We start from the raw sequence: 25,064 nt of genomic DNA on the forward strand, positions 1-25,064 counted from the left end.
AACAATATGTCAAATGCAGTTTTAGATATTAAGGATAAACCAACTCCACTTCAGCTTGTGACATTAAGTTTCCAGCATATGTTTGCGATGTTTGGATCAACAATTTTAGTGCCACAGTTAGTAGGACTTAGTCCAGCGATTGCTCTTTTAACAAGCGGGATTGCTACATTATTCTTCCTATTAATTACGAAATTTCAAGTACCAGCCTATCTAGGGTCGTCCTTCGCCTTTATAGCACCAATCATACTTGCGGCAGGCGGTTTAAATGATGATGGCTCGAGTGTCCACCCAGGCAATGCCATGATCGGTGCGATGGCTGTCGGGATTACGTATGGAATTGTATCCTTAATCATTTGGAAAAGTGGTTATAAGTGGATTATGAAAATTTTGCCGCCAATCGTGGTAGGTCCAGTTATTATGGTAATTGGACTTGGACTATCTGGTACAGCTGTGAATATGGCCATGAACGTCAATGGAGAGTATAGCTTTTTACACTTCTCAGCTGCTTTAGTTACGGTCTTTACAGCGATTATCTTTACGATTTTCTTTAAAGGAATTTTAAGCACTATGCCAATTTTGATGGGCTTAATCGTAGGGTATATTTACTCCATGATCGTAGACATCGTAGATTATACACCAATTGCCCAAGCAAAATTCTTCGCAATGCCTGATTTCTTAATACCAGGTGTGCATTATGAGTTTGAAATAACAACAAAAATTCTACTTATCATGGTACCAATCGTGATTGTAACAATTTCGGAACATATTGGTCACCAGCTAGTATTAGGAAAAGTAGTAGATCGAGATTATATTAAAGAGCCAGGGTTGCACCGTTCCCTATTAGGAGACGGACTTGGAACATTTGTGAGTGCTATAATCGGGGGGCCTCCGAAAACAACTTACGGTGAAAATATTGGTGTACTAGCTATTACTCGAGTGTACAGTATTTACGTTATTGCAGGTGCAGCAGTGGTTGCCATCTTACTATCATTCTTCGGGAAAGCAATGGCAGTGATTGCAACGATTCCAACCGCAGTACTTGGGGGAGTGTCCATCTTACTCTTCGGAATAATCGCAGCAAGTGGCCTACGTATGCTAGTAGATAATCATATTGATTTTGGTAATAGCCGTAACCTAGTTATTGCCTCAGTCATATTAGTCATTGGTATTGGCGGTGCCAAGTTTGTTATCTCTGAATCATTAAGTGTTGAAGGGATGGCGCTAGCCGCGATTATCGGTGTGCTATTGAATGCGATTCTACCAGGTAAGAAAGAAGCAGATATACCTGTACAATACAATCAAAATAAAGATTCATAGTAGTACCTTTTAATGAATTGTCCAGAGAGGCAAAAAAAGGGAAGTTGTGGACAGGCTGAAGTAGGATGTATGTCTTGCTGTAGTTTGTCACGCCTCCTTATGCCTCGTTGATGACATCAACGGGGCTTTTACTTTATATACAGAGAACGTCATACATAGACGTTCACGATTCACAACCTAATGGAGGTCACATGATGAAGAACTTATTATCGATGGAACATTTAACAACAGAAGAGATTAACCAAATCCTAGATCTTGCGCAAGCATTTGAAAATGGTGAAACATCATCGTTATCTCGCCCGTACAAAGTGGCCAATCTATTCTTTGAACCAAGTACTCGTACAAAAACAAGCTTTGAAATGGCAGAATACAAAATTGGCTGTCATGTTATCCCTTTCGATGCAGGGTTTTCGAGTGTTACGAAAGGGGAAACGATGTATGATACTGTCAAAACGTTAGAAATGATTGGTTTAGATGCTGTCATCATTCGAGCTTCAGAAGATGAATATTACAATGAGCTGCTGGGTGGTATTAATGTAGCGATTATTAATGCAGGGGACGGTGCTGGGCAACATCCTTCACAATCCTTATTGGATCTTTATACCATCAAAAAAGAGTTTGGCTGTTTCGAAGGGTTGAATGTCACAATTGCAGGAGATATCTCTCATAGTCGAGTAGCCAAATCAAATGCAACAGCATTACAAAATTTAGGGGCAAATGTTCATTTCCTTTGCCCAGAAGAATGGTCTGGCGGTTTTGAAGCGCATCATTCATGGGATAATCTGATCGAAATAAGTGATGTCATTATGTTACTACGTGTGCAACATGAACGTCATAAAGTAAATAAAAGCTTCTCAAAGGAAGGTTACCATCAAGAGTTTGGTTTAACAATTGAACGAGAAAAGCAAATGAAAGAATCCGCCATTATTATGCATCCAGCACCCGTAAATCGTGATGTTGAAATTGCTTCTGAGTTAGTAGAGTGTGATCGCTCTCGAATTTTTGAACAGGTGCGGAACGGTGTTTACACACGGATGGCTATTATGGAAACCATTTTAAAGGGGAGAGAATAACATGACAAAGGTACTTCAAAATGTACAAATGCTAGATGAACAAGGTGAATTGAAGACAGTCAATATTGCAATGGCAGACGGAAAGATTACGGCTATTGGTCAGGATGTGACTGTAGCAGGTGCAGAACTGATTGAAGGACATGGTTTAATCGTGGCACCAGGCTTTATCGATGTTCATACACATTTACGAGAGCCAGGATTTGAGCATAAAGAAACCATTGCTACAGGCTCCGCCTCAGCAGCAAAGGGTGGCTTTACGACAATTTGTGCGATGCCTAATACAAAGCCAGTACCTGATTCGGTTGACAACATGCAGCTCATCAATGGGCTCATTAAGGACAGCGCTGTTATTCGAGTACTCCCATATGGTTCCCTAACAAAGGATATATCGGGCGAGGTTCGAACAAATATTGAAGAATTAAAATCACATGGAGCAGTGGCATTCTCTGATGATGGTGTAGGCATTCAGCTAGCCTCAACGATGTATGAGCAAATGAAAGATGCGGCTCAGCACGATATGGTTGTTGTAGCACATTGTGAGGACAACTCATTAATCTATGATGGTGTGATGCATGAAGGAAAGCGTAATAAAGAGCTTGGGCTTCCAGGGATACCTTCCATTTGTGAATCAGTACAAATTGCACGAGATGTACTACTAGCAGAAGCGGCAGGGGCACGCTACCATGTTTGTCACGTTTCTACGAAGGAATCGGTGCGTGCAGTAAGAGATGCGAAGGCAGCAGGTATTCGTGTCACAGCAGAAGTTTGTCCACATCATTTATTACTAGAAGAGATGGATATACCATCTGACGATGCAAATTGGAAAATGAATCCACCATTACGCGCAGTTGATGATAAGGATTCTCTACATGCAGCACTACTTGATGGCACAATCGACTGCATCGCAACAGATCATGCACCACATACAGTAGGAGAAAAATGCTGCGGTATGGTTGGCGCACCATTTGGTATCGTCGGTTTCGAAACAGCTTTCCCATTGCTTTATACACAATTTGTTGAAACAGGAAAATGGACTTTAAAGCAATTAATTGATTGGATGACAGTGAGAGCAGCTGAGATTTTTGATCTGCCATATGGCACATTAGCAGTAGGCGCTTCAGCGGATATGATTTTAATTGATATTCAAAAAGAACAAACAATTGATGCAGATGGCTTTGTATCAAAAGGTCGTAATACACCATTCAACGGCTGGGTGGCAAAGGGTTGGCCAGTACTAACGATTTTTGAAGGCAATATCGTATATCAGGAGGCAGAGTAATGAAAAAACGTTTACTAGTTTTAGAAGATGGCACAGTATTTACAGGTACAGCATTTGGTAGCGAGCGCGCTTCACAAGGTGAGGTTGTATTTACAACAGGGATGACAGGTTATCAGGAAACGATTTCAGATCCTTCATTCTATGGACAAATTGTTACATTGACATATCCTTTAGTTGGTAATTACGGCATTAACCGTGATGACTTTGAATCGATTACGCCAGCCATTCGTGGATTCGTTGTGCGTGAATTGGCTAAAAAACCTTCAAACTTCCGCTGTGATTTAACTTTAGATGACTATTTGACAGCAAAGGATATCCCAGGAATTGAAGGCATTGATACGCGAAAATTAACACGTATCATACGCAGTAAAGGATCGGTTAAAGCGATTTTGACGGCTGCTGATGAAGAAGTAAATGTGGATGAAATTGTAGCACAATTACAAGTGACACCAGCCATTACACACCATGTCCGTGAAGTATCTCCAAAAGCTGCTTATCCATCTCCTGGTCGTGGTAAACGAGTTGTCTTAATTGATTATGGTATGAAGCACGGAATCCTACGCGAATTAAACAAACGTGATTGTGATGTGTTGGTAGTACCTTATAATACACCAGCTGAGGAAATTTTAGCTTGGCATCCAGATGGTATCATGCTATCCAATGGACCAGGGAATCCTGAAGATGTTCAGGAAGGTATTGAAACAGTACGTAACTTAATAGGAAAAGTGCCAATGTTCGGTATTTGTTTAGGACACCAAATCTTTTCATTAGCTAGTGGAGCAAAAGCCTTCAAACTACCGTTTGGACACCGCGGTGGTAACCACCCAGTCAAAGACTTACGCACAGGACGTACAGATTTAACATCTCAGAACCATGGCTATGCTATCGACATCGATTCATTAAAAGAAACGGATTTAGAATTAACACATATCGCATTAAATGATGGAACATGTGAAGGTGTGCGTCATAAGAAATATCCGATTTTCACAGTGCAATATCACCCAGAAGCATCACCAGGACCAGAGGATTCAAACCACTTATTTGATGAATTCATCGAAATGATGGAAGTAGAAGCAGGGAAGGGGAAACAACATGCCTAAACGTACAGATATTGAAACTATTTTAGTAATTGGCTCAGGCCCAATCGTTATCGGACAAGCAGCAGAATTTGACTATGCAGGTACACAAGCTTGTCTTTCATTAAAAGAAGAAGGCTACCGTGTTATTTTAATCAACTCAAACCCTGCCACAATCATGACAGATACAGAAATTGCGGACAAAGTATATATCGAGCCAATTTCTCTTGATTTTGTCTCTCGTATTTTACGTAAAGAGCGTCCAGATGCGATTTTACCAACACTTGGCGGTCAAACAGGTTTAAATATGGCGATTGAGTTAGACAAATCAGGTATTTTAGACGAGCTTGGTATTGAAATTCTTGGTACAAAACTAGATGCTATCCATAAAGCAGAAGATCGTGATTTATTCCGTAATTTAATGTATGAGCTAGGTGCTCCAGTTCCTGAGTCTGATATTATTCATAACTTAGATGAAGCGAAAAGATTTGTTGCGAAAATTGGATACCCTGTAATTGTTCGACCAGCCTTTACACTTGGCGGTACAGGGGGCGGGATTTGCTACAACGATCAAGATTTAGAAGAGATTGTGACATCGGGTTTAAAATATTCACCCGTAACACAATGTTTATTAGAAAAATCGATTGCTGGCTATAAAGAGATTGAATATGAAGTAATGCGTGATGCGGCTAACAATGCCATTGTTGTATGTAACATGGAAAACGTTGACCCAGTAGGAATCCATACAGGTGACTCAATCGTTGTAGCACCAACGCAAACACTATCAGATCGTGAAAACCAAATGCTACGTAATATTTCGCTAGATATTATTCGTGCACTTAAAATAGAGGGTGGCTGCAACGTCCAGCTAGCACTTGATCCATATAGCTTTAATTACTATGTGATTGAAGTAAACCCACGCGTATCGCGTTCATCTGCACTAGCATCTAAAGCAACAGGTTATCCAATTGCTAAGCTAGCAGCTAAAATTGCAGTTGGTTTAACATTAGATGAAATTAAAAACCCTGTAACAGGATCAACATATGCTTGTTTTGAACCTGCACTTGATTATATCGTAGCTAAAATTCCTCGCTGGCCATTCGATAAATTCGAATCAGCTAAACGTAATCTTGGTACGCAAATGAAAGCGACTGGTGAAGTAATGGCATTAGGTCGCACATTTGAGGAAGCTATGTTAAAAGCGGTTCGTTCCCTTGAGACAGGTCAAGTACACTTAGAGTTAAAACATGCTGAAGAAAACTCAGATTCTTGGATTGAAAAACGTATCCGCAAAGCTGGAGATGAGCGTCTATTCTTCATCGGTGAAGCTTTACGTCGAGGTGTAACTATTGAGCAAATTCATGAATGGTCAGAGATTGATCTATTCTTCTTAAATAAATTTAAAAATATCGTGGATATGGAACAAACACTTGCTGACAATAAAAATGACAAAGATGTCCTTCGTATGGCAAAACGTTTAGGCTTTGCAGATAAGAAAATTGCTGAGCTTTGGGAAACTACACCTGAGGATCTTTATTCTTACCGAAAAGAACATGGCATTATTCCAGTCTATAAAATGGTTGATACATGTGCAGCGGAATTTGAATCGGAAACACCATATTTCTATGGCACATATGAGGAAGAAAATGAATCCATCAAGTCGGAAAAACCTTCTGTTGTGGTACTTGGATCAGGTCCAATCCGCATCGGCCAAGGGGTAGAATTTGATTATGCAACAGTACACTCAGTATGGGCGATTCAAGAAGCTGGTTATGAGGCAATCATTATCAACTCCAACCCAGAAACAGTATCAACAGACTTCTCTATTTCTGATAAGCTTTACTTCGAGCCATTAACAATTGAAGATGTTATGCATATTATCGATTTAGAACAACCAATTGGTGTTGTTGTTCAATTCGGTGGTCAAACTGCCATTAACCTAGCCGATAAATTAGCAGCAAATGGTGTGAAAATCTTAGGTACATCTTTAGAAGATACTGACCGTGCAGAAAACCGCGATAAGTTCGAGCAGGCTTTACGTGAATTAAACATTCCGCAGCCGCTAGGGGAAACAGCCGTTTCTACAGAGGAGGCTCTTGCCATTAGTGAGCGTCTAGGCTTCCCAGTACTTGTTCGTCCATCGTATGTACTTGGTGGACGTGCAATGGAAATTGTCTACAATCAAGATGAATTACAGCACTATATGGAAAATGCAGTGGAGGCATCTCCAGATCATCCTGTTTTAGTAGACCGTTACTTAACAGGACAGGAAATCGAAGTAGATGCTATCTGTGACGGCGAAAATGTTCTAATTCCAGGAATTATGGAACATATTGAGCGTGCAGGGGTTCACTCTGGAGACTCAATCTCTGTCTATCCACCACAAAAATTAACACAGGTACAAAAGGATACATTAGTTGATTATACAACTCGTCTCGCGACGGGCCTAGGCATCGTTGGCTTAATGAATATCCAATACGTAATTTCACAGGGCGAAGTATTTGTGATTGAGGTAAACCCACGTTCATCACGTACAGTACCATTCTTAAGTAAAATTACAAATATTCCAATGGCTAATATTGCAACGAAAGCAATCCTTGGAAAATCTATTGTAGAGCAGGGCTACCCAACAGGTTTAGCGCCTGAACAAAAGGGTGTATTTGTAAAAGTACCAGTGTTCTCATTCGCAAAATTACGTCGTGTAGACATTACATTAGGACCTGAAATGAAATCCACTGGTGAGGTAATGGGGAAAGATGCAACATTAGAAAAAGCCCTTTATAAAGGTTTAGTTGCAGCAGGTATGGAAATTCGTACAGAAGGTACAGTATTGTTTACTGTATCTGATAAAGATAAGGAAGAAGCGATTGCATTAGCAAAACGTTTCTCTACGGTAGGGTATCGCATTGTAGCTACTGAAGGTACAGCAAAAGCATTTGAAGAAGCAGGAGTACGTACAGATATTGTTGGCAAGATTGGTGCGAAAGGACAAACATTGATTGACCTTATCCAAAATGGTGAAGCTCAGCTTGTTGTCAATACATTAACTAAAGGGAAGCAGCCAGCTCGTGATGGCTTCCGAATCCGTCGTGAGTCTGTAGAAAATGGTGTACCTTGTCTAACATCTTTAGATACAGCAGAAGCAATGGTTCGTGTTATCGAATCCATGACATTTACAGCAGAACAAATGCCAAAAGCGGAGGTAGTACACTAATATGATACGTCAAGAGAAAATGACGGTCGTCTCTCAAAAGCAAATTGCGACAAACATTTTCGAACTGACACTTCATGGTGAACTGGTTCAGGAGATGACTCCTGGCCAGTTTGTCCATGTAAAGGTGTCAGATTCATTGGAGCCGCTTTTACGTCGACCAATTAGTATTGCAAATATTGATAAAGAAAACAATGAGTTTACTATGATTTATCGTGCTGAAGGGCGTGGTACGAAAGTGCTGGCGACGAATCGAGAAGGTCAACAAGTCAACGTGCTTGGTCCAATAGGTAATGGTTTCCCAGTAGATGCGGTACAAGAGGGAGGCACTGCACTATTAGTTGGCGGTGGAATTGGTGTACCACCTTTACATGAATTATCCAAACAATTGAATGCTCGTGGTGTGAAAACCATCCATGTCCTAGGCTTCCAAACAGAGGATGTCTGCTTTTATGAGGATGAATTTAGTGCACTTGGTGAAACACATTATGTGACTGTGGATGGCTCGAAAGGTACAAAAGGCTTTGTAACAACTGTATTAGAGTCAAGTGCCCCAAAGTTTGATGTATTTTATTCCTGTGGGCCATTACCGATGTTAAAAGCATTAGAGGGCTTTTATCCTGAAAAAGTGGGTTATTTATCATTTGAAGAACGTATGGGCTGTGGTATTGGAGCTTGCTTTGCATGTGTATGTAAAACAACTGATGAAGTTGAAAAAGACTATGTTAAAGTATGCTCTGATGGTCCAGTTTTCCCGAAAGGAACGGTGGCACTATGAGTCGTTTAACCATTCAAATACCAGGCTTAGCGTTAAAAAATCCAATTATGCCAGCTTCGGGTTGCTTTGGCTTCGGCCGTGAATATGCACAGCTTTATGATTTGTCAAAACTAGGTGCTATCATGATTAAGGCAACAACGGTCGAAACACGTGCCGGTAACCCAACGCCACGTGTTGCTGAAACAGCGGCGGGGATGTTAAATGCAATTGGTTTACAAAATCCAGGCATTGAAAAAGTGATGAATGAAGAATTGACATTTTTAGAGAGCTATGATGTGCCAATTATCGCTAATGTTGCTGGTACTGAAACGGCAGATTATGTGGAAGTAGCGCGTCGTATTTCAGCAGCATCAAATGTCAAAGCGTTGGAACTGAATATTTCTTGCCCTAACGTGAAGTGTGGTGGCATCCAGTTTGGGACAGACCCAGCCACAGCACGTCAGCTTGTTGAGGCTGTCAAGGCTGTGGCTGAAGTGCCAGTCTATGTGAAGCTATCACCAAACGTGACAAATATTGTGGATATTGCTTTAGCTGTTGAAGCAGGTGGAGCAGATGGTATTACGATGATAAATACATTGGTAGGTATGCGTTTAGATGAGCGTACAGGAAAGCCTGTCATTGCTAATGGAACAGGTGGACTATCAGGTCCTGCTGTTAAACCTGTAGCAATCCGAATGGTTTATGAGGTGTACAAGGCTGTCAATATTCCGATAATTGGTATGGGTGGTGTAACAGAAGCACAGGATGTCATTGATTTTATGTCTGCAGGTGCTTCAGCTGTAGCAGTAGGAACAGCAAACTTTGTTGACCACTTTGTCTGTCCAAACATCATTGAAGAATTACCAGCAAAGCTTGATGCATTAGGTGTAGAACATATAACAGAGATTATCGGAAGGAGCCATCGCTGATGAATACGAAACCAATATTAGCACTAGATTTTCCAGGAGAAAAAGAAGTGTTTGATTTTCTAAAACAGTTCAATGAGCCTCTTTTCGTGAAAATTGGTATGGAATTATATATGCAAGAAGGGCCTGACATTGTTCGAAAAGTAAAGGATTTAGGTCATGATATTTTCCTTGATTTAAAATTACATGATATCCCGAATACAGTAGGCTCGGCGATGAAGGGTCTAGCAAAACTAGGGGTAGATTTAGTCAATGTCCATGCTGCTGGGGGACGTCCTATGATGGAGGCAGCACTAGAAGGACTTGAAGCGGGTACACCTACTGGCAAAGAACATCCAGCATTAATAGCCGTTACACAATTAACATCAACAACAGAAGAACAAATGCAAGCAGAACAACAAATTGCTCTATCTTTACAAGAGTCTGTCTTACATTATGCAAGTCTTACAAAACAAGCAGGTTTACAAGGTGTAGTTTGCTCTGTACATGAGGCGAAGGCAATTGCAGAAGTGTGTGGAGATGATTTTCTACGTGTAACACCTGGAATTCGTCTAGCAGGCGGTGCTGCACACGATCAAAAGCGTATTGCCACACCAGATGGCGCAAAGCGTGACGGTTCATCACTCATCGTTGTTGGGCGTGCCGTAACTGGTGCACAGGATCCAGTAGCTGCATATAAAATCGTAAGTGAATTATGGGAGGCATAAATGATGACATTACAAAATGAAATTGCACACGCTATGTTAAAAGTGGGTGCTGTAGAATTAAATCCAACTGAATTATTTACATGGGCGTCTGGTATTAAATCTCCTATTTACTGTGATACTCGTTTAACAATCTCAGACCCAGTTATTCGTAAACAATTAGCAAATGGCTTAGCAGCTGTTATCAAAGAGAATTTTGGTGCAACAGAAATCGTAGCAGGAACAGCTACAGCGGGTATCCCACACGCAGCATGGGTAAGTGATATTTTAGAATTACCGATGGTTTATGTACGATCAAAAGCAAAAGAGCATGGTCGTGGTAATCAAATCGAAGGAAAATACGCAGCAGGTCAAAAAGTAGTTGTTGTGGAGGATATCGTTTCCACAGGCGGTTCTTCGATTACAGCAGTAGAAGCATTGCGTGCAGCTGGCTGTGAAGTATTAGGCGTAGTTTGTGTCTACACCTATAATCTTCCACGCGCTGAGCAAGCATTTGATGAGGCTGGCATTCAGTATGTATCGTTAACAAACTTCGATTATTTAATTGAAGCAGCAAACGAATCAGGTGCTATTAAAGAAGAAGATATTCCATTTTTAAAAGAGTGGCATGCGAAATTAAAGGCTGGAGAGTTATAATGAAAAGCTGTTCTATAGGTTATTTGACCTGTAGAACAGCTTTTTTCTTTCTATTTAAATAGGATGAGGGTATTTAAAATTGAATACTAAAACCATTAAAACGATGAATACCTGTCCCAAAACGTACTAGATTATTCTCACGAAGTGTCATAATTGCCCGTTTCACCTCCAATAAAATAGAAGGATCAAGACCTAATGTGTGATGTGAACCAAAAATTTTCGTAAGCGAAGGTAAGTTAGCTATTTTTTCTAAAGATTGAACTAAATCCTCGGGGGAAGTAGTTGGAAAAAATGCATAAATAGGTGCTTGATCATAGAGTAAGTCCCCTGTAAACAAATAACCATATTTATGATCCAAAATAGCAATATGGCCAGGCGAATGCCCGGGTGTGTGGAGAATTGATAATTTTCGGTTCCCCATATCTATAACATCCCCATCTTCTAAAAATCCAGAAGGCTGTCCCTGAAAAGGCTTGTAATTCGATGGATTAAACGTTTTAGGTGTAGGTAATGTAATATTACGTCCAATATCCTTTCTAATCTGTTCGATAGATAATTTAGGGATACCATTGATTAACCAATCAACTTCATCCTTATGAACATAAATATCATCAAATGCTCCATGGCTACCAATATGATCCCAGTGGACATGTGTTGTCATCACAGAAATGGGCAAAGAGGTTAATTGTTTACTAATCCTTTGAATATTATCAATGCCAAGACCTGTATCAATGAGAACAGCCCGTTTTTCTCCAAGCAATAAAAAGGAATGTACTTTTTCCCAATGACCATATTCACTTATAGCATATGTTTCATTATTGATTTCTTCTACTGTAAACCATTCATCATTAATTTTTGCCATCACAGACAACCCTTCCTTATGTTAATAATTTAATAAAACTTTGTCATTGGAAATTTTAACATAAAAACATGTAATTTCCTTTAAAAATATTCTAAATAGTATTTCTATATCGAAAATTGGAGAAAAAATCGGCAATCAGAAATAATTAAGAAGTATGGTAGATAGCTATAAACTAATAGCTATAAATTATTTTTTTAAAGTAATTTGAAATATTAGCACTTCAACGTCCAAAATTATTTATTGAAAACAAAAATGTGTGAAATATAACTTTTTCATAAAAAGTATTTTTTTACTTTTTGCTTTAAAATACTGAATTAATCGAATTTTTAAGCATTTTATTTGCGCGAATAAATATAATGTGAAATATCATTAATTATATTTATATAATATTCATTTGTGAGAATTGTAACTTTGTAAAGAAAAAGTAAAATAATTCTTAACTTTAAATACTGAAATTACTATTTTTTTAAGGAAGAGGTATGGTGGAAATTTATATTTTGGTTTGTAATAATTTGAAAAAGGTACTTGCGTTTATACATGTTTTCTAGCTAAAATAATAGCACGGTTTAATTTTCAGATAATTCTATCAGCGGCTTACGCGTTTAAAGCGAAAAAATTATTAAAATTATACTAGCTATAATGAAAAAGAGAGGGGAAGAGAGAAAAATTAAATATGATTCTGATATAAAGTATCATTTGTATTTTCAGAATATTGAATAATAGAGGAGAGATTGTTTGAATACAGCAAAAGACTTATTAACAATTACAAATTTGTCTACAAGTTTTCGCATTAAAGATACATACCACGCTGCTGTAGATGATGTCTCACTTTCCCTTAAAAAAAATGAGGTATTAGCAATAGTTGGAGAATCTGGTTGTGGTAAAAGTACATTAGCGACTACTATTGTAGGCTTGCACAATGAAGTAAATACAAAGGTTTCTGGTGATATTTTTTATAATAATCAAAATTTAGCTCAATTGAATGACCAACAATTTAATAACTTACGTGGTAATGACATAGGATTTATCTTTCAGGACCCACTTTCAGCACTTAACCCTTTAATGAGAATTAACGAACAAATAGAAGAAGGGTTAATTTATCATACTAAGCTTTCAAAACAACAGCGAAGTGAAAGAGTATTAGAACTACTAAATCAAGTTGGGATTGCGAATCCAAAACGTGTCGCTAGACAATTTCCGCACCAGTTATCTGGTGGTATGCGTCAGCGTGTTATGATTGCAATTGCCTTATCATGTAAGCCTGCTATATTAATTGCTGATGAACCGACAACTGCTTTAGATGTGACAATTCAGGCCCAAATTTTGGACCTATTAAAAACATTACAGACTGAAACGGAGACAGGTATTATTCTCATTACGCATGATTTGGGTGTTGTAGCGGAGATGGCTGATCGAGTTGTAGTTATGTATGCAGGGGAAGTAGTGGAAGAGGCTCCAGTTCGGGAATTATTCAATAATCCAAGACATCCATACACTCGCTCGCTACTAAATTCAATTCCACAAACACATAGCGAAAATGAAAGACTCGAGGTCATTCAAGGGATGGTACCATCTCTAATAAATTTACCTCGAGAAGGTTGTCGTTTTTCAGGAAGAATTCCGTGGATTGATGCATCTTCACACGAAACAAAACCTCAATTACATGAAATTGCGCCAGGACATTTTGTGAGATGTACCTGCTGGAAACACTTTCATTTTGAAGGTGAAGAAGGGGGCGGGGCTATATGAGCTTTATGCAGATTAAGGATTTAAATGTTCACTATCCAATACGTGGTGGATTTTTTAATACTATTGTCGATCGAGTATATGCGGTGGACGGCGTGACGATGGAGTTTGAAAAAGGGAAAACCTATGGATTAGTAGGTGAATCAGGATCCGGTAAATCGACTACTGGAAAAGCGATCATTGGCTTAGAAAAAATCACCTCTGGTCAAATTTTTTATGAGGGCGAAAATGTCACAAATCAACGAAGACAGCGTGATTCAGCCTATAACAAAGATATTCAAATGATTTTCCAAGACTCTCATTCAAGTATGAATCCTAGGAAACGTGTTCTTGATATTCTTGCAGAACCCATTCGAAATTTCATGAAGCTTAGTGATCAAGAGGAACGCAAACGTATTAAAGAGCTACTAGCTATTGTTGGGATGTCAGAGGATGTCTTACTCAAATATCCACATGAATTTTCGGGAGGACAAAAGCAGCGTCTTGGCATTGCGCGAGCGGTTGCATGTAACCCTAAAATGATCATTGCGGATGAGCCTGTTTCTGCACTAGATCTATCTGTACAGGCACAGGTCTTAAATTTTATGAAAGATATCCAAAACGAATACGGTCTTACTTACTTATTCATTTCCCACGATTTAGGTGTTGTTAAACATATGTGTGATCATATTTCTATTATGTATAAAGGCCGCTTTGTGGAAACTGGTACAAGACATGATATTTATAAGAATCCACAGCATATTTACACGAATCGGCTTTTATCAGCCATTCCGAATATCGAACCAGAGACTAGGGATGAGCGCAAATTGATTCGACAAAAAGTAGAAGAGAATTATCAACAAGAGCAACATAAATATTATGATGAGCATGGAAAAGTCTATCCACTGAAATCCATTTCAAACACACATATGGTTGCAATGTCGGGAGGAATGTGAAATGTGGAAAACAATTGTTAGAAGAGTAATTTTAATGATTCCTCAAATGTTTGTATTAAGCTTAATCATTTTTATCCTAGCAAAACAAATGCCAGGTGATCCTTTTACGGGGTTAATTACTCCAGAGACGGATCCTGCAAGAATTGAGGAACTAAGAATTCAAGCGGGTTACTATGACCCTTGGTATGTACAATATTACCATTGGGTAATCAATGCCTTTCAGGGTGATTTTGGACAAAGCTATACATATAAACTTGCAGTGTCCACATTGATTGGCGAGCGTGCATTAAACACATTCTGGCTCGCTCTACTTAGTACCATTCTCGTTTATTTAATAGCTATTCCATTAGGAATGATAGCTGGACGTAAACAGGATACTTTGTACGATAAGTCGATTACTCTGTATAGCTTTATAAGCTATGCAATACCGACCTTTGTATTGGGTTTAATCTTCTTATATATCTTTGGATACCGTTTAATGTGGTTCCCAACGAGCGGAACAGTCGATGTAGGTGTAGAGCCTGGAACACTCGAGTATTATTGGAATCGCTTGTATCATTTAATATTACCTGCAATGACGTATGCAATTTTAGCTACAACGACGATTATTCAATACTTACGTTCAGAAATTATCGATGCCAAGACACAGGATTATGTTAAAACAGCACGTAGTAAAGGTGTACCGATGAAAAAAATCTATAGAAGACATATTTTCCGTAACTCCTTATTACCAATTGCAGCCTTCCTTGGCTTTACAATTACAGGTTTATTAGGCGGCTCGATATTCATAGAGACAATTTTTGGCTTCCCGGGCATGGGGCAATTATTCATCCATTCCGTAACAAGTCGCGATTATAGTGTTATTACAGCTCTTGTTATGCTTTATGGCTTCTTAGCGTTATTAGGTAGTCTATTGTCAGATATAATTATGAGCATTGTTGATCCACGTATCCGCATAGACTAACAGCTAAATTGAACGCATAAGGAGAGGTGAATAAAATGGATCAAAAAAATGATGTAGTGAAAGTTGAAAGTACTCCACCAACAGGAATTCAAGTGGTTATACGTGAATTTAGAAAAGATAAATTAGCATTATTTTCATTTATAGGAATAACATTACTTATAATTGCGATATTAATTATGTCCTTTTTTATGAACCAGGATGAAATATTACGAATTAAATTATTAGAGCGCTTTACAGAGCCTGGCGTTAATGGATATATCCTTGGGGCTGATGAAGCTGGGCGTGATATGTATGGACAGCTTATTATCGGTGCGAAAAATTCTATTTTAATTGCAATTGCTATCACTCTTATTGCAAATGCTTTAGGGATCGCACTAGGTATAATAATGGGCTACTATGGTGGCTTTATTGATAATTTATTTATGCGTATCATTGATTTTCTTATGACATTACCGACATTAATGATTATCATTGTATTAGTTACAATTATTCCTAAATATGGTGTTTTAGAGTTAATTTTGATTTTAAGTGCCTTTCAATGGATAGGTACTGCACGTCTTGTTCGAAGTAAAGCTTTATCTGAAGGACGACGAGATTATGTAAGTGCCTCCAAAACAATGGGGACTAGTGATTTTGCCATTATGTTTAAAGGGATACTACCAAATTTAAGTTCGTTGCTAATAGTCGAGTTAACGTTGAACTTTGCAGGGAATGTGGGTATTGAAACAGGTCTATCATTTTTAGGCTTTGGTTTACCTCCTTCTACACCTAGCTTAGGGACATTAGTAAGCTATGCAACAAACCCGATAGTATTATCTACAAAATGGTGGATTTGGTTGCCCGCATCATTATTAATTTTAGTTTTGATGCTTGGTATAAATTATGTTGGTCAAGCGCTAAGACGTGCGGCTGACGCAAAACAACGATTAGGATAAAAGGGGAGGATTTACACATGAAGAAGAATTGGTTATTCCTATCCGTACTTTTTGCATTCATGCTAATTTTAGCAGCCTGCAATGGTGGTGGAGGCAGTGGGTCTGAAAAAGGCTCAGAAACAGATAATACAGAAAAGTCAGGTGAAACAGAAAAATCCGGTGAATCTGAGGCAACAAATGATTCGTTACTTCCAATGGAGGTAACAAATGAAGGAGAAGCAATTCAAGGTGGTACATTACGTGTAGGACTTGTAGCAAGCTCTCCATTCCAAGGGATTTTCAACTATGAACTTTATGAAGATGCCTATGACTCAGATATTTTAGCATTTATGACAAATTCAATATTTGACGTTGATGGTGACTTCCTTATTACTGATAAGGGCGCTGCAAAATTAGAAGTTGACACTGATGCTAAAACAGCAACAGTCACATTGCAAGGTGATTATAAATGGTCTGATGGTACACCAGTAACAGCAGAAGATTTAATATATCCTTACGAAATTATTGGACATCCTGATTATACAGGTGTACGTTACGATGATGACTTCAGAAATATTGTAGGGGCTGAAGAATATCATAATGGCAAGGCTGATACAATCTCAGGTATTACAAAAGTAGATGATAAATCAATTAAAATTCAATTTAAAAAAGTATCACCTGCAATTTATTATGGCGGGGATGGCTTATGGGGTTATGCAGAACCAAAGCATCAATTAGAGTCAATTCCAGTAAAAGATTTACTAGCTTCAGATGCAGTACGAAAAAATCCTGTGACTCTTGGCGCATTTAAACTTGATAAAGTTGTTAATGGTGAATCTGTACAACTTGTAGCTAACGAACATTACTTTAAAGGAAAGCCGAAAGTTGATAAAGTTGTAATCGAAGTTGTTCCACCAACTTCAATTGGTGAGGCGTTAAGAACAGGGAAATATGACCTAGCAACATCTTATCCAACTACTCAATTTGATAGTATTAAATCTTTAGAAAATATTTCTGTACTTGGTCGACCAGAATTGTCTTATTCTTATATCGGTTTTAAGTTAGGAAAATATGATACAACGGCAAAAGTAAACGTGTTTGATGAAAAATCAAAAATGAACAATGTAGAGTTACGCCAAGCAATTGCTTTCGCAACAGATGTTGAGGGAGTGGCTGAAAAATTCTATCAAGGCTTGCGTGTACGTGGGAACTCTTTAATTCCACCAGTATTCTCATTCTATGATGAAACATTAGAGGGTTACCATTACGATCCAGAAAAAGCGAAAGAGTTATTAGATAAAGCTGGTTTTAAAGATGTTGATGGTGATGGAATTCGTGAAGATAAAGATGGTAAAAAATTCTCTATTCGTTTAGCTTCTATGGCTGGGTCAGAAACGGATGAAGCAATTGTTGAATACTTCCGTCAAAATTGGAAAGAAGTTGGTTTAGATGTACAGTTAACAACTGGACGTCTTATCGAGTTCAATGCATTTTATGATAAAGTACAAGCAGATGATCCGGAGATCGATATGTTTATGGCAGCTTGGAATACAGGAACAAATCCATCTCCAGCGGGTTTATATAGTGTAGGTGCTGAATTCAACTTTAGCCGCTATGTATCACCTGAGTTAACAAAATTATTAGCAGCTATCGACTCAGAAGAGGCTATGGATCAAGATAAACGCTCTAAAGCTTTCCGTGAATGGCAAGAATATATGAGTGATAAAGCAATGGTAGTTCCAACATTCTTCAGAACTGAAGTTATTCCAGTTAATAAACGCGTGAAAAATTACAATGTTGATTATGCAAATCTTACAGAGTTACAAGATATTGAATTAATAGCAGATGCTCCAATAAAATAATAGGTATCAAAGAAGCAGTCTTTCTTGATAGAAGAAAGACTGTTTTTTCAAAACCTATTTAAGGATGCTGTGAATGAAAGAAAATTAAAGAGGTTATAGAGTAGAAAAGTTAATAAAATTTATTGTAAACATTCAATAACAATTATGTAAGTCTGGTATAGATGCCTTTTATAGAGAATTACTTTATACGGGTTTAGACTACAGTTAAATGTGGGTATAAAATAAAAAAACTCCTATCACAGCTGTAAACTGCGATAGGAGTGTCAATTTTATCGATTAGCAACCCATGTTTTTACTAAATCAGCAGTACCATAAACATAGTGTTGGTCGCCTACTTCATGATACGATGCACTTTCGTCAACTTCAGTATGTTTGTACGGAATACGTTGACGACGTTTCTCTGACATTGGATCAGGAAGTGGGATTGCTGATAATAAAGATTTTGTATACGGGTGGACAGGGTGATTGTAAATATCATCTGCTTTACCGATTTCCATGATTTTACCGCGGTACATAACAGCAATACGGTCACTGATGTATTTTACCATCGAAAGGTCATGAGCAATGAAAAGATATGTTAAGCCACGTTCTTTTTGAAGTTGTTTTAACAAGTTAACAACTTGAGCTTGGATCGATACGTCAAGCGCAGAGATTGGCTCATCAGCAATGATAAACTTAGGATCTAAGCTTAGCGCACGGGCAATCCCAATACGTTGGCGTTGACCACCAGAGAATTCATGTGCGTAACGATTCGCGTGCTCTTTGTTTAAACCAACAGCTTCAAGTAGCTCTTGAATTTTTGCACGACGTTCTTTTTTATCCTTGTAAAGGCCATGAATATCAAAGGCTTCACCAATGATTTCACCAGCCGTCATACGAGGATTTAAAGAAGCGTAAGGGTCTTGGAAAATCATTTGCATTTGGCGGTTAAAATTCTTTAACTCATTTTTAGACTTTTTTCCATGAACGTTTTCACCATCGAAAACAATCTCGCCACCTGTAATATCATATAATCGAATGATTGAACGACCCGTTGTTGACTTTCCACAACCTGATTCGCCTACAAGACCAAGTGTTTCCCCTTCATAAACATCGAAGCTAATACCATCTACGGCTTTGATTGGATTACTTGGTGATCCAAAATGCTGCTTTAAGTTTTTAATTTCAAGAATTTTTTTAGCACCAGTTTTAGTCATTTTCTTGTGCCTCCTTTGCTAAATACCCTTCAATACGTTTAGCAACCGCATCTGGAAGAGGAATCTTTGGTGCATCAGGATGCAACAACCAAGTTTTTGCAAAATGTGTATCACTTACTTGGAACATTGGTGGTTCTTGTTCATAATCAATTGCCATAGCATATTCGTTACGAGCTGCGAATGCATCACCTTTAGGCGGGTTCGTAAGATCTGGTGGTGAACCTGGTATTGTGCGTAATAACTCATCCGTATCATTATCTAGATCAGGCATAGAACCTAGTAGACCCCATGTGTATGGGTGTTTCGGATTATAGAAAATATCATTAACAGTACCATACTCCACGATTTGTCCAGCGTACATTACGGCTACACGATCTGCAATGTTTGCCACAACACCTAAATCGTGTGTAATGAAAATGATAGATGTTTTTGAGTTTTTCTGGATTTCTTTCATTAGCTCTAAAATTTGTGCTTGAATTGTTACGTCAAGGGCTGTTGTTGGCTCATCAGCAATCAATAGCTTCGGATCAGCTGCAAGGGCGATGGCGATGACAACACGTTGACGCATACCACCTGAAAATTCATGTGGGTATTGATTATAACGTTTCTCAGGGAAGGGGATACCTACCTGTGTTAAAAGCTCAATGGCACGTTTTTTCGCATCATTTTTGGAAACCTTTTTGTGTTGCAAAATTACTTCAGTTATTTGACGTCCGACCTTCATCGTTGGATTCAAACTTGTCATAGGATCCTGGAAAATCATTGCAATTTCATTTCCACGTACTTTAGACATTTCTTTATCCGTTAACGGAACTAAATCACGGCCATTAAATAAAATTTGTCCTGACTCATAAATACCAGGTGGCTGTGGAATTAGTTTCATTAATGCATTACTTGTAACACTTTTACCGGAACCTGATTCACCAACTATAGCGAGTGTTTCACCTTCCTTTAAATCAAAGTTAACACCACGTACAGCATGAACAAGCCCTGCATAAGTTTTAAAATTAATTTTTAAATCTTTAACTTCAAGAATTGTTTTACTCATTTCGGCCACCTCCTTATTTACGTAGTTTTGGATCTAGGGCATCACGTAAGCCGTCACCAACTGCGTTAAACGCAAAGATTGTTAGTGAGATAAATACTGCTGGGAAAATCAAGCGCCATGGAGCATTCGCAATGGCTTTATTTCCTTCAGAAGCCATCGTACCCCAAGAAGCTGTTGGAGCAGGAACTCCAAGACCAAGATAACTTAAGAAAGACTCAGTGAAGATAGCAGATGGAATTGTTAAAGTCATCGTTACTAAAATAGCACCAAGAGCATTCGGAACTAAGTGTTTAATAATTAAATGGCCTGTACTAGCACCTAATGTACGAGCTGCAAGAACGTATTCTTGATTTTTAATAGATAATACTTCCCCACGTACAATACGTGCCATGTTAATCCATCCAGTGATAGACAAGGCAATAATCATAGGGAATAAACCTGGTTGCATAACAACTAACAGTACGATTACTACTAAAAGGTAAGGGACAGCTGTTAAAACGTCAGCAATACGCATCATAATATTATCAACACGACCGCCTGCTAAACCTGAAATACTTCCCCAAATAACACCGATAATTAAGTCAATAACCGCTGCGGCAATTCCGATAAATAGGGAAATACGAGCTCCTTCCCAAATACGAACGAAAATGTCACGACCTAGATCATCTGTTCCAAACCAAAATTGTGCAGATGGAGGTGCATTGTAAACACCTAGTTGATCACTTGATTTATACGGAGAAAGCATTGGTACGAAAATAGCCATTAAAATAACAATGATTAAAATAATTATCCCAATGATGGCCATTTTGTTATGAGAGAAACGGAGAAATACTTCTTTCCAAAAGGAAACGGATTTATCAGCTAATTTTTCCGTTGCTTCATGATTGCCACCAACAATTTTGAACTTATCTTTTTCAATTTGCTGCTGTGTCATTATTTTTTCGCTCCTTTCAGTTTAATACGCGGATCAATCACACTATATAGTATATCAACGATTAATACCGCAAATAAAAGGATGATGGAATAGAACACAGTCGTACCCATAATGACTGTATAGTCACGGTTTGTAATACTTTGAACGAAGTGTTTACCAAGTCCAGGAATAGCGAAAATTTGCTCTACAATGAAACTACCTGTAACAACCCCAGCTGTTAAAGGACCAATGTACGTTACAACTGGTAATAGAGCATTTCGTAATGTATGGCGGAATACGATTGTCCATTTACCAATACCTTTCGCACGAGCCATTTTTACATATTCACTATTGTTTTGTTCAAGCATGCTTGAACGAGTTAATTTCGCGATAAAGCCCATGTGTGAGAAAGCGATTGCAAGGGCTGGCAATATACTATAAACAAAGCCTTTCCATCCACTGATTGGGAACCAACCTAGCTTAAAGGCTAAGAAATACTGCATTAAACCTGCTAAGATAAATGAAGGTACTGATATACCGAGCACCGCAAAGGACGTTGCCAAATAATCCGGGAACTTATTATGATATAGCGCGGAAACTACGCCAATTAATACACCGAATCCAATTGCTAATAGCATAGCCTCAATCCCTAATGTTAAAGAAACAGGGAAACTTTCAGAAATCATATCATTTGTAGAACGCGCTTTATATTTCATTGACTCACCGAAATTGAAAGTGGCCGTATCGATTAAATAATCTTTATATTGTATATACCAAGGGTTATTTAATCCATACGTTTCGTTTAACTTCTCCTCGATTTGAGGTGGGAAATTACGTTCACTCGCAAAAGGACTACCAGGAGCGAGACGCATTAAGAAAAACGTAACCGTTACGATGACGAAAAGCGCGAGAAGTATATACATCAGCCTTTTCAAAATATATTTAATCACATAAAACTCCTCCTTCTATTTGTCAATTGTCTGACAAATAAATGCCTTCGTATTTTAAAAAGAGCTGACTCGCGCCGTAGTGGCTACGAGGCAGCTCTTACTGTAGAGCTAAAAAGCAAGATAAAATAATATAAATAATTATTTTTCTTCTACTACAACCTCTTTAAGTGGAATGTTACCAAGAACATCTGCTTGCATGTTTTTCACGTTATCGTGTACTACAGAAAGGTTAGTGTAGTAGTAGATAGGTGCAACAGGTAAATCAGTCATGATAACTGACTCTGCTTGTTTTAGAAGCTCAAGACGTTTAGCAGGATCTGTTTCTAAATTAGATTGATCTAATAATTTTTTGTATTCTGGGTTTTCCCAACCAGTATCGTTGTTACCGTTTGCAGCAGTATCATAGATTTCTAAGAATGTATATGCATCATTAAAGTCACCAGTCCAGCCTAGACGTCCAGCTTGGTAATCTAATTGATTAAGTTTCTCAAGGTAAACTTGCCACTCAGAGTTATCTAGACCTACCTTAATACCAAGGTTTTTCGTCCAGCCCTCTTGTATAAATTGTGCGATTGCTGCATGTGCTTCACTTGTGTTGAACGAAATGTTAACAGTGATTTCTGAAGGATCTTTAATACCAAGTTCCTTCATACCAGCTTCAAGTGCAGCTTTCGCACCTTCAATATCGTTATCTTTGAAGTAACCACGGTCTTCTTCAAAACCACTAACTGCGATTGGCACCATACCTAATGCAGGTTTTTGCTCACCTTTAGTAACATTGTCAATTAAACCTTGACGATCGATTGCTAAAGTTAACGCTTTACGAATGTTAGCGTTTCCAGTAAATTTATCTTTTGTATTTAATTTATAGACATATACAGAAGCTTGGTCAGCAATATTTAAAGAACCATCAGCTTTAAATCCTTCGATTGAATCAAGTGCAACAGTTTGGTATGGAGCACCAAGATAGTCGATTTCACCAGCTTTAAACATTGTAGCAGCAGTTGTTTCAGATTCAACCATACCGATATTAATTGTCTCTAATGAAACTTTATCAGCATCCCAATATTCTGGGTTTTTCTTTAATACGATTGCGTCGTTGTGTCTCCATTCACTTAAAGTAAATGGTCCGTTTGTTACATAGTCATCACCAGCATCAGTGTACCAGTTTTCATTACCTTCAACTGCTTTTTGATTTAACGGAGCATATGTTTTGAATGCTGTTAATTCTAAGAAGTAAGGTGTTGGGTTTTCTAACGTTACGACTAATGTTTTGTCATCTTCTGCTTTAATGCCTACTTCATCAGCAGAAATTTTACCATCGTTGTAAGCAGCAGCCCCTTTAATTGGGTAAAAAATTGAAGCATACTCAGAAAGATTATCTGGGTTTAATGCCCATTTCCATGCGTATTCAAAGTCTTTTGCCGTTACTGGATCTCCATTTGACCATTTATTATCACGTATTGTGAATGTGTACGTTTTTTGGTCCTCGCTAATCGTCCAGTCAGAAGCAGCAGCAGCAACTGGTTTAGCATTTTCATCTAGTGTTGTTAAATTTTCGAATACATTTGTAAGAATAGCACTAGAAGTTGTATCAGTTGCTAATCCTGGGTGTAATGATGGTGGCTCAGAAGTTACTACTAAGTTTAACTCGCCGCCTGAAGTTGTTTCAGAAGAACCTGAATCTTTTCCATCGTCTTTAGATTTTTCAGACGAATCTCCACCGAAGCCACATGCAGCAAGTACTAAAGAAAATACTGCAAGAACTGTTAATAATAAAAACTTTTTGTTTTTATTCATGTGAATCCCCCTTATACAATTTTTAAGCCTTTTGTGAAGCTCCTATTTAATATACCAAAAAAATCATTGTGCACAAAATAAAAAAGATTCAAATTTATATAGTATTATCTGACATTTAATAGAGTGATAAATTTTTCTGATTTATCACTCTAATGGAATAGAGTGTTTATATGATAATATTTTGATAATTATCTATTTTGAATATCAAAAATAAATCAAAAATAAAAAAATGATTTACTATACCGAAAATTCCTATTTTTTTGATAATATTATCGATATTTGAAAAATGAATCAAAAGTCATGGATGTAATACCTTGAGGGATTTGTATAGATTTGTAGAAAATCTGTGTAAAACTAAGTGAATTAGTTTCTTTTGGAGGTAATTTCTTGTAATTTATGATCGCGAAACATGATTATTTTTATCTATTAATGATATATAAGAAACTTGTTTTGTAATTTTCTAGGATTAACCAATTGTGGATAGGAACAAGAAAAAATAGAGCAAATCTATGAAAAAAGGTACCCATTCTAAGGAAATTTTGGGTTTAACGAGAAGTGAATGATGATAATTATATTTTTTTGAAATAATTTACTAGCTAACTGACTATACATGCATATATGCAATGCTAACCTATTTTATTCATCCATTAATTAATGCAAGTATTGCTTGATTTTTGACCATATTCTCCCAAAACAGCCAACTATGTCAATGATGTTTTTTTAAGGATGTCATTTGTCTTGCTGACAAGGATTGATTATGCAAATAATTACTAAAAATCTGATTTTTAATTGATTGAAATCGCCTTCATTAGCTTTTCAGAAAGATATGCTTCTGGATTCATGAGGATAATATGTATGAAAATTACAAAAACAGTGCTCTCATATATATGAAATG

The 25,064-nt window shown here is 37.8% G+C and carries 20 protein-coding genes; 14 read left to right on the forward strand and 6 right to left on the reverse strand.

Features of this window, described 5'->3' with window-relative positions:
- Positions 1 to 6 precede the first annotated feature (6 nt).
- The 9 genes from AC6BKE_RS11905 to pyrE all read left to right on the forward strand — a co-directional run bounded on the left by AC6BKE_RS11905 (position 7) and on the right by pyrE (position 10,979).
- On the forward strand, positions 7 to 1,317 hold the full coding sequence (locus AC6BKE_RS11905) for a uracil-xanthine permease family protein (protein WP_058843474.1): 1,311 nt from the start codon (positions 7 to 9) through the stop codon (positions 1,315 to 1,317).
- A 194-nt stretch (positions 1,318 to 1,511) separates the two neighbouring features.
- Positions 1,512 to 2,390, forward strand: coding sequence for an aspartate carbamoyltransferase catalytic subunit (locus AC6BKE_RS11910; protein ID WP_271913535.1), 879 nt, complete (start codon positions 1,512 to 1,514; stop codon positions 2,388 to 2,390).
- A gap of 1 nt (position 2,391) precedes the next feature.
- Positions 2,392 to 3,669 (forward strand): dihydroorotase, encoded by a 1,278-nt coding sequence (gene pyrC / locus AC6BKE_RS11915; protein WP_499856859.1) that lies wholly within the window; start codon positions 2,392 to 2,394, stop codon positions 3,667 to 3,669.
- Positions 3,669 to 4,769, forward strand: a complete 1,101-nt coding sequence (gene carA / locus AC6BKE_RS11920) for a glutamine-hydrolyzing carbamoyl-phosphate synthase small subunit (RefSeq protein ID WP_271912489.1) — start codon at positions 3,669 to 3,671, stop codon at positions 4,767 to 4,769. The genes pyrC and carA overlap by 1 nt, the downstream gene beginning before the upstream one ends.
- Positions 4,762 to 7,959 (forward strand): carbamoyl-phosphate synthase large subunit, encoded by a 3,198-nt coding sequence (gene carB, locus AC6BKE_RS11925; RefSeq protein ID WP_499856860.1) that lies wholly within the window; start codon positions 4,762 to 4,764, stop codon positions 7,957 to 7,959. Before carA ends, carB begins: the two co-directional genes overlap by 8 nt.
- A 1-nt stretch (position 7,960) precedes the next feature.
- A complete protein-coding gene (locus tag AC6BKE_RS11930; RefSeq protein WP_036125045.1) occupies positions 7,961 to 8,734 on the forward strand; it encodes a dihydroorotate dehydrogenase electron transfer subunit in 774 nt (257 codons plus the stop codon).
- Positions 8,731 to 9,642, forward strand: a complete 912-nt coding sequence (locus AC6BKE_RS11935; protein ID WP_499856861.1) for a dihydroorotate dehydrogenase — start codon at positions 8,731 to 8,733, stop codon at positions 9,640 to 9,642. Before AC6BKE_RS11930 ends, AC6BKE_RS11935 begins: the two co-directional genes overlap by 4 nt.
- Positions 9,642 to 10,346: an orotidine-5'-phosphate decarboxylase gene (gene pyrF / locus AC6BKE_RS11940; protein WP_499856862.1), complete on the forward strand. Its 705-nt coding sequence runs from the start codon at positions 9,642 to 9,644 to the stop codon at positions 10,344 to 10,346. Before AC6BKE_RS11935 ends, pyrF begins: the two co-directional genes overlap by 1 nt.
- Positions 10,347 to 10,349: 3 nt before the next feature.
- Positions 10,350 to 10,979, forward strand: a complete 630-nt coding sequence (gene pyrE / locus AC6BKE_RS11945; RefSeq protein WP_036125070.1) for an orotate phosphoribosyltransferase — start codon at positions 10,350 to 10,352, stop codon at positions 10,977 to 10,979.
- Between the two features lie 73 nt (positions 10,980 to 11,052).
- Here pyrE and AC6BKE_RS11950 read toward each other — a convergent pair whose 3' ends face one another.
- Positions 11,053 to 11,841, reverse strand: a complete 789-nt coding sequence (locus tag AC6BKE_RS11950) for an MBL fold metallo-hydrolase (RefSeq protein ID WP_036125068.1) — start codon at positions 11,839 to 11,841, stop codon at positions 11,053 to 11,055.
- A gap of 735 nt (positions 11,842 to 12,576) precedes the next feature.
- Here AC6BKE_RS11950 and AC6BKE_RS11955 point away from each other — a divergent pair.
- From AC6BKE_RS11955 to AC6BKE_RS11975, 5 genes are read left to right on the forward strand one after another with little or no spacing between them, the layout of a single operon-like run.
- Positions 12,577 to 13,590, forward strand: a complete 1,014-nt coding sequence (locus AC6BKE_RS11955; protein WP_089931966.1) for an ABC transporter ATP-binding protein — start codon at positions 12,577 to 12,579, stop codon at positions 13,588 to 13,590.
- Positions 13,587 to 14,522, forward strand: coding sequence for an ATP-binding cassette domain-containing protein (locus AC6BKE_RS11960; protein WP_089931969.1), 936 nt, complete (start codon positions 13,587 to 13,589; stop codon positions 14,520 to 14,522). The genes AC6BKE_RS11955 and AC6BKE_RS11960 overlap by 4 nt, the downstream gene beginning before the upstream one ends.
- 1 nt (position 14,523) lies before the next feature.
- On the forward strand, positions 14,524 to 15,486 hold the full coding sequence (opp4B, locus tag AC6BKE_RS11965; RefSeq protein ID WP_089931972.1) for an oligopeptide ABC transporter permease: 963 nt from the start codon (positions 14,524 to 14,526) through the stop codon (positions 15,484 to 15,486).
- A gap of 35 nt (positions 15,487 to 15,521) precedes the next feature.
- Positions 15,522 to 16,421, forward strand: coding sequence for an ABC transporter permease (locus tag AC6BKE_RS11970; protein ID WP_036125031.1), 900 nt, complete (start codon positions 15,522 to 15,524; stop codon positions 16,419 to 16,421).
- A 17-nt stretch (positions 16,422 to 16,438) separates the two neighbouring features.
- The gene (locus AC6BKE_RS11975) at positions 16,439 to 18,262 is read left to right on the forward strand and encodes an oligopeptide ABC transporter substrate-binding protein (protein ID WP_499856863.1); all 1,824 of its coding nucleotides are present in this window, start codon (positions 16,439 to 16,441) and stop codon (positions 18,260 to 18,262) included.
- 269 nt (positions 18,263 to 18,531) lie between these two features.
- Here AC6BKE_RS11975 and AC6BKE_RS11980 read toward each other — a convergent pair whose 3' ends face one another.
- The 5 genes from AC6BKE_RS11980 to AC6BKE_RS12000 all read right to left on the reverse strand — a co-directional run bounded on the left by AC6BKE_RS11980 (position 18,532) and on the right by AC6BKE_RS12000 (position 24,169).
- Positions 18,532 to 19,458, reverse strand: a complete 927-nt coding sequence (locus AC6BKE_RS11980) for an ABC transporter ATP-binding protein (RefSeq protein ID WP_499856864.1) — start codon at positions 19,456 to 19,458, stop codon at positions 18,532 to 18,534.
- Complete coding sequence (locus tag AC6BKE_RS11985; RefSeq protein WP_499856865.1) at positions 19,451 to 20,506, reverse strand: ABC transporter ATP-binding protein; 1,056 nt, start codon at positions 20,504 to 20,506, stop codon at positions 19,451 to 19,453. Before AC6BKE_RS11985 ends, AC6BKE_RS11980 begins: the two co-directional genes overlap by 8 nt.
- Before the next feature lie 13 nt (positions 20,507 to 20,519).
- The gene (locus AC6BKE_RS11990) at positions 20,520 to 21,440 is read right to left on the reverse strand and encodes an ABC transporter permease (RefSeq protein WP_499856866.1); all 921 of its coding nucleotides are present in this window, start codon (positions 21,438 to 21,440) and stop codon (positions 20,520 to 20,522) included.
- Complete coding sequence (locus AC6BKE_RS11995; protein WP_043989660.1) at positions 21,440 to 22,369, reverse strand: ABC transporter permease; 930 nt, start codon at positions 22,367 to 22,369, stop codon at positions 21,440 to 21,442. Before AC6BKE_RS11995 ends, AC6BKE_RS11990 begins: the two co-directional genes overlap by 1 nt.
- A gap of 138 nt (positions 22,370 to 22,507) precedes the next feature.
- The gene (locus AC6BKE_RS12000) at positions 22,508 to 24,169 is read right to left on the reverse strand and encodes a peptide ABC transporter substrate-binding protein (protein ID WP_499856867.1); all 1,662 of its coding nucleotides are present in this window, start codon (positions 24,167 to 24,169) and stop codon (positions 22,508 to 22,510) included.
- Between the last annotated feature and the right edge of the window lie 895 nt (positions 24,170 to 25,064).

The organism is Lysinibacillus sp. COL-1 (assembly GCF_059814265.1).